Genomic DNA, 6,332 nt, shown 5'->3' with positions numbered 1-6,332 from the left:
GGCGTCGGCCTCCAGGCTGTCATCGGTACGCTGGCCGTCTTCGGCGTCACCCTGGTGCTCTTCAAGAGCGGCAAGGTCCGCGCCACTCCCAAGATGGTGCGCTTCTTCATGATCGCCACCATTGGTTACGCGGTCTTCGCCCTGATCAACATGGTCATGATGTGGACCGGTGCCGTGCAGTCGCCGTTCGGCCTCCGCACTGAACTGACGATCGCAGGCATCCCGCTGGGTGTCTTCATCGGCATCCTGGCCATCGGCCTGGCAGCATTCTCGCTGATCATGGACTTCACCAGCATCGAAGAAGGCGTCCGCGCCGGCGCCCCGGAACGTTACTCCTGGGTTGCAGCGTTCGGCCTGACGGTCACTTTGGTGTGGCTCTATGTGGAAATTATCCGCCTGCTGGCCATCCTGCGAGGCGACGACTAACTCCTTCCGGAGTCTGTCAACGCGAAATGCCCCCGAAGAGATTCGGGGGCATTTTTGCGTCAAGGGGCATTTCTTCGTCCGCGAGGGGCGACATCCCGGCAGTATGTGGGGGTTCAAAGTGCCGAGACCTAACCCCTCGGCGGCGGGAAGTTCTCGCCTGCCCGCAGCCACCTCACCGAACCAACTAGCTCAGCCGCTCGAAGACCACAGCCATCCCTTGCCCGCCGCCAACACACAGAGTGGCCAGCCCCAACGTTCCATCGCGTTCCTTCAACCCGTGCAGCAACGTGCTCGTCATCCGGGCACCCGTCATGCCGAAGGGGTGTCCCAGGGCGATGGCACCGCCATGGACATTGAGTTTGGCGGGGTCGATGCCCAATTCACGGGCGCTCGCCACCACCTGCACAGCGAAGGCTTCATTGAGCTCCACCAGGTCAATGTCGTCCATGGTCAGTCCAGCCAGTGCCAAAGCCCGTCTGGTGGACTCCACGGGGCCCATTCCCATGAGCTCGGGGGAGAGGGCGCTGACGCCAGTGGACACCACCCTGGCCAGCGGCTCCAGACCCAGTTCGCGTGCGCGGACGTCGCTCATGACCACCACCGCAGCCGCGCCGTCATTGAGGGGGCAGGCGTTGCCGGCCGTGACTGTCCCGTCGGGACGGAAGACCGGCTGCAGGCCGGACACACCTTCCATGGTCACTCCGGCCCTGGGGGAATCGTCCCGATCCACCACGGTGCCGTCCTTGCGCATATAGGGGGTGATTTCGCGGGCATAGAACCCTGAAGCGATGGCGGCCTCGGCGCGGTTCTGGCTGAGGACGCCCCACGCGTCCTGCTCGGCCCTGGTGATGCCATAGGTGGTGGCAACGTTCTCTGCGGTCTGGCCCATGGAGACATAGATGTCCGGCAATCGGCCACCCATCCGGGGATCCGTCCAGGGAATGTTGGACGCTGCCCGGGATGCAGTGCGTTGAGCTGCGGGGGCGAAGAGGGGATTGTGGTTGGCGGTGTCCGTTTCTCCGGCGCCGGCCCAGTTCTGGTAGCGCGAAACACTCTCCACTCCGGCGGAGACGATCGCGCTTGCTTCCCCGGCTTTGATGGCGTGGAAGGCCATCCGCAGGGTCTGCAGGCTCGAGGCACAGAAACGGTTGATGGTGGCCGCTGGTACACGGTCCATCCCGGCCAGGACAGCCACCACGCGTGCCATGTTGGAGCCGGCTTCGCCGCTGGGTTCGGCGCAGCCAAGTAGGAGGTCATCCAAACCCTGCCCATCGTCCGCGCCCGGGTCAAAGGCAGGAATTTTGGCGAGGGCGGCCTGCACCGTTGCTGTGGCGAGATCGTCCGGACGCACGTCCCTCAGGGACCCCTTGAAAGCCCGGCCAATGGGGCTTCTGGCAGTGGAAACAATGACAGCCTCAGTCATGGCCACAGCATACGCCCGGCGCCTGCATCGGCGCCGGGCGGTGATCAAAAATCACTGATGTGTCAGGTCAGGCGCCGGGCTCCTGCCGCCGGGGTCACCGTGAAGATGTCCGGCGTTGCATAGCCGGCCTCGCCGAAGGAACGCACGACGGCGTCGCGCACCTGTTGCTCCTGGCCCACCGGGGTCAGGGCGATGGCCGAGCCGCCGAACCCGCCGCCGGTCATACGGGCCCCGATGGCGCCGTTGGCGCGGGAGGTGTCCACGGCGAGGTCCAACTCGGGGCAGGAGATCTCGAAGTCGTCTCGCATGGAAACGTGGCTGGCATCCAGCAGGGGACCAATGCTGGCAGGTCCCTGGCTACCCAGTACCTCCACGGTCTGCAGCACACGGTCATTCTCGGTGACCACGTGGCGCACGCGCTTCATGGTGGTCTCATCCAGCAGTCCGGAGGCTTCCTCCAAACGTTCCACGCCGACGTCGCGCAGGGCTTTGACCCCGAGGATCTCGGCACCCAACTCGCAGGACGCCCGGCGGGACGCGTAACCGCCGTCGGCATGGGAGTGCGAGACCTTGGTGTCGATGACCAGCAGCACCAGGCCGGAGGATTCGGCGTCGAACGGGACCAGGTCCACGTGCTGGTCGCGGCAGTCGAGGAAGACAGCTTGCCCCTTGGCGCCACGCAGGGAAGCGGACTGGTCCATGATTCCGGTGGGCGCACCAACGTACACGTTTTCGGCCCGCTGCGTGGCGAGGACCAAATCCTGGGCAGCCAGGCCGGCGCCGGTCAACTCGTTGAGCGCCGAAATGACGGCGCACTCGATCGCGTGGGAAGAAGAGAGGCCGGCGCCCGAGGGGACATCGGAATCGAGCAACAGGTCAAAGCCGGGGACTTCAATGCCGCGCTCCTTCAAGGCCCAAGCGACACCGAGCGGGTAGCGGGACCAGCCGTTCCCCGAGCCCGGCTCCAGCTCAGCGAGGTCTGCTTCCACCAGTCCGTGCCCGCCGAAGGTGGACAGCATGCGGACAGTTGAGTCGTCGCGGACGCGCAGCGCAACCTTGGCAGTTTTGTCGATGGCGAAGGGCAGCACGAAGCCCTCGTTGTAATCGGTGTGCTCGCCGATCAGGTTGACGCGTCCGGGGGCCTGCCACACGCCGTCGTGAACTGCTCCGAACGTTTCCTGGAAGCGGGCGGCGAGGACGCTGGTATCGGTAACGGTGCTCATGCTCGGATGCCTTCCAGGGTCTTGGCAGAAGCCGGTGCTGCGGCAACGCTGCGGAGGCGCTCCGCCACGGCTTCGGGGGTGGTGTCGTTGATGAATGCTCCCATGGCGGCCTCTGATCCGGCCAAGTACTTGAGCTTATCGGCTGCGCGGCGGGGTGAGGTCAGCTGCAAGTGAAGCTGGCCGGCAGGGCGCAGGGCGGGGTCCAGCGGTGCCTGGTGCCATGCGGAGATATACGGCATGGGGGTGGGATAGAGGGAGTCGAGGCGCTTGAGCAGGTCGAGGTAGACGTGCGCAAGTTCGTCCCGTTCTGCTCCCGTGAGCGCTGCGAGGTCAGGGACGCTGCGGTGGGGGACCAAGTGGATTTCCAGGGGCCAACGTGCTGCAAACGGGACGTAGGCGCTGAAGTGTTCGGCCTCCAGCACCATGCGGCTGCCGTCTTCGCGTTCGGCCCTGAGGAGCGAGGCCGCCAGCGTTTCCTTAGCATCGACGTCGTCGTAGTACTTCCGGGCGACCGCACCGAGCTGTGCGGCTCGCGGCGTGAGGTACGGGTAGGCATAAATCTGGCCGTGCGGGTGGTGCAGCGTGACGCCGATGTCCGCGCCGCGGTTCTCGAACGGGAACACCTGCTTGATGCCCGGCAATGCGCTGAGCGATTCGGTTCGCTGGGCCCAGGCCTCAATGACCGTGCGTGCGCGTGTTTCGCCGAGTTCGGCGAAGGAGCCGGTGTGCTGCGGGGTGAAGGCAACCACTTCGCAGCGGCCAAAAGCAGGCCCCGCGGTCCCGTGTCCAGTGGTGCCCGGTGCGGGCAGGGGCGGAATCTCGCCCAAGGCAGGGCCCAGGGACGGAAAGCGGTTCTCGAACACCACGACGTCGTACTCGGCCGCCGGGATCTCCGAGGGATTCGCAGGCGTTGTGGGGCAAATGGGGCACTGGTCGGCAGGGGGCAGATGCGTGCGGGCCTGTCGGTGGGCAGCCACAGCTACCCAGTCGCCGGACAAAGCGTCATAACGGACTTCACCGGGAACACCGCGGGCCGGAAGCTCGCGATGGTCCACCAACGATTCCGGTGTTCGCTCCGGCGTTCCGGGGTCATCGAAGTAGATCAGCTCGCGGCTGTCCGCAAGGCGGGTGCTGGTAATGCGACTCATGACTTCATTATTCCACAAGTGACCAAAAACGCATAGATTCTAACAAAAGCTAACATTGGGCTGGGCTCACCGGATCCGGGATGAAGTACGGTATTGCCATGCCTGCCTTGTCATCACCCGCTGAAAACGCGCTTCCGTCCGACTCCCGCCGCTTCGCCACGGGCCGCCAATTCGAGCTTCGCAGGGGCGACGCGCTCGCCGTTGTCACCGAGCTTGCAGCAGGGCTCCGCCTCTACTCTCGCGGCGGAGTCCAGTTGACGGAAAGTTACGACGACGACCAGATTTCTCCAGGTGCCACGGGAATCACTTTGGCGCCATGGGCAAACCGGGTGGAGGACGGGGTCTGGTATCTCGATGGCAAGAAGCAGCAGCTCGATATCACCGAGGTCTCCCGCAACAATGCCAGCCACGGATTGCTGCGAAATTCCGCCTACGCCTTGGTGGACGAATCAGAATTCAGCGTGACGCTCGAGGCCACGGTCTTCCCGCAGCACGGCTATCCTTTCCTGGTCCGCCACGTGGTTCGCTATGAACTGGACGACGCCATGGATCTTCGTGTCTCACAGACCCTGGTCAACGATTCCCAGGGACGTGCCCCCTTTGTTCTCGGGGCGCACCCCTACCTGCGCCTGGGTGACGTCGCGCCTGAGGACTTGGTCCTGACGGTCAAAGCCGCAACCCGGCTGGTGGCTGATGAACGCCTGATCCCGCGCAGTACCGCTGCGGCGGACGGCCAGTACGATCTTTCGGCCGGGACTGCCGTAGGAGACCTGCTCATTGATGTCGCCTTGACCGACCTGACGTACGACGGCGGCGTGGCCCGCCACACGCTTTCCGCGCCGGACGGCCGCAGTGTCAGTCTCGAGCAGGACGAGACGTCACCTTATGTCCATGTTTTTGTCACCGATACCTTCCCCGGCCGCTCCAAAGCCGTGGCCATCGAGCCGATGACAGGTCCAGCCAATGCGTTCAACAGCGGTGACGGCCTGCGCTGGCTGGCCCCCGGTGAAGCTTTCACCATGAGCTGGGGGATCACTGCGTCCCTCTAGTCTTCCGGCCGTGCGGCTGCAGCGTCAGGGGCACGCTGTGAGGGCCGGTTTCCCATACGGCGTGGCCTACGGAATTATGGGTTCATGACGCCAACACCGGACGCCAAATCCCGCTCTGACCGCCAAATTGCCGAAGACATCCCTTATGGGGTGCGAATTGCTGCTGCCTGGTCGTGGCGGGCGGGCCTGATCCTGCTCATGATCGGCGCCTTGGTCTGGTTGCTGGGCAAGGTCAGCTTCCTCATCATCCCGGTCATGGTGGCCGCCCTGCTGGCGGGGCTGTTGTACCCGGTGGTGGCATGGCTCCGTAACCGCCGATTGCCCAACGGAGCGGCCGTTGCCATTACGGTGGTCTCCTTCATTGGTGTCATTGCAGGTGCACTGGCGTTGGTGGGCAGGCAGCTTGTCTCCGGCTTTGGCGAGCTCTGGCAGGAAGCACTCGCCGGAATCCAGCAGATTCAAACATGGCTGGCAGACGGGCCCCTCCACCTGACTGCAGACCAGATCGACCAATACATTGCCGATGGCGCCAATGCGCTGCAGAACAACAGCAGCAGCATCCTCAGTGGCGCCCTTTCCTTCGGCAGCACCGCCGGACACTTTGCTGCAGGACTTGTCCTGGCTCTCTTCATCCTGATCTTCTTCCTTCTTGAAGGAAGCCGGATCTGGGGCTTCCTGGTGCGGCTCCTCCCCAAAACCGCACGCCGGGCAACCGATGGCGCCGGGCGTCGCGGCTGGACTTCCATGGTCAGCTACGTGCGCATCCAGATGTTCGTGGCGTTCGTGGACGCTGTTGGCATCGGGGTTGGTGCGGCCATCATCCAGGTCCCGCTGGCCCTTCCGCTGGCCGTCCTGGTGTTCATCGGTTCCTTCATCCCGGTTGTCGGCGCGCTGGTGACCGGTGCCATCGCGGTTCTGCTGGCGCTCGTGGCCAACGGACCTATCAACGCCCTGATCATGCTGGCCATCGTCCTGCTGGTCCAACAGCTCGAAAGCCACATCCTGCAACCCTTGGTGATGGGCAAGGCCGTGGCACTGCACCCGGTAGCCGTGATCCTTTCAG

The 6,332-nt window shown here is 64.5% G+C and carries 6 protein-coding genes; 3 read left to right on the top strand and 3 right to left on the bottom strand.

Annotation, left to right across the window (positions count from 1 at the left end):
- A partial coding sequence (locus tag HP499_RS19295) for a Bax inhibitor-1/YccA family protein (RefSeq protein ID WP_172325775.1) occupies positions 1-426 on the top strand: 426 nt, incomplete at its 5' end.
- A gap of 184 nt (positions 427-610) precedes the next feature.
- On the opposite strand, the gene HP499_RS19290 is transcribed toward HP499_RS19295, so the two are convergent.
- The 3 genes from HP499_RS19290 to galT form a co-directional block, all read right to left on the bottom strand.
- Complete coding sequence (locus tag HP499_RS19290) at positions 611-1,849, bottom strand: acetyl-CoA C-acetyltransferase (RefSeq protein ID WP_172325774.1); 1,239 nt, start codon at positions 1,847-1,849, stop codon at positions 611-613.
- 62 nt (positions 1,850-1,911) lie between these two features.
- Positions 1,912-3,072: a galactokinase gene (galK, locus tag HP499_RS19285; protein WP_172325773.1), complete on the bottom strand. Its 1,161-nt coding sequence runs from the start codon at positions 3,070-3,072 to the stop codon at positions 1,912-1,914.
- Positions 3,069-4,220 (bottom strand): galactose-1-phosphate uridylyltransferase, encoded by a 1,152-nt coding sequence (galT, locus tag HP499_RS19280; RefSeq protein WP_172325772.1) that lies wholly within the window; start codon positions 4,218-4,220, stop codon positions 3,069-3,071. Before galT ends, galK begins: the two co-directional genes overlap by 4 nt.
- A gap of 98 nt (positions 4,221-4,318) precedes the next feature.
- On the opposite strand from galT, the gene HP499_RS19275 reads away from it, so the two are divergent.
- Together HP499_RS19275 and HP499_RS19270 are read left to right on the top strand one after the other, a co-directional pair.
- A complete protein-coding gene (locus HP499_RS19275) occupies positions 4,319-5,269 on the top strand; it encodes an aldose 1-epimerase family protein (protein WP_253951699.1) in 951 nt (316 codons plus the stop codon).
- An 84-nt stretch (positions 5,270-5,353) separates the two neighbouring features.
- Positions 5,354-6,332 (top strand): AI-2E family transporter (locus HP499_RS19270; protein ID WP_172325770.1); only part of this gene is annotated, 979 nt, incomplete at its 3' end.

It is taken from the genome of Paenarthrobacter sp. CM16 (assembly GCF_013179505.1).
In the GTDB taxonomy this organism is placed as follows: domain Bacteria; phylum Actinomycetota; class Actinomycetes; order Actinomycetales; family Micrococcaceae; genus Arthrobacter.
Note: the sequence above shows the minus strand (reverse complement) of the source record. Positions and strands in the feature narration are given on the sequence as shown.

Coding starts and splice junctions, on each gene's coding strand:
- HP499_RS19290 (WP_172325774.1), bottom strand. CDS start 1,849: ATGACTGAGGCTGTCATTGTTTCCACTGCCAGAAGCCCCATTGGCCGG.
- galK (WP_172325773.1), bottom strand. CDS start 3,072: ATGAGCACCGTTACCGATACCAGCGTCCTCGCCGCCCGCTTCCAGGAA.
- galT (WP_172325772.1), bottom strand. CDS start 4,220: ATGAGTCGCATTACCAGCACCCGCCTTGCGGACAGCCGCGAGCTGATC.
- HP499_RS19275 (WP_253951699.1), top strand. CDS start 4,319: ATGCCTGCCTTGTCATCACCCGCTGAAAACGCGCTTCCGTCCGACTCC.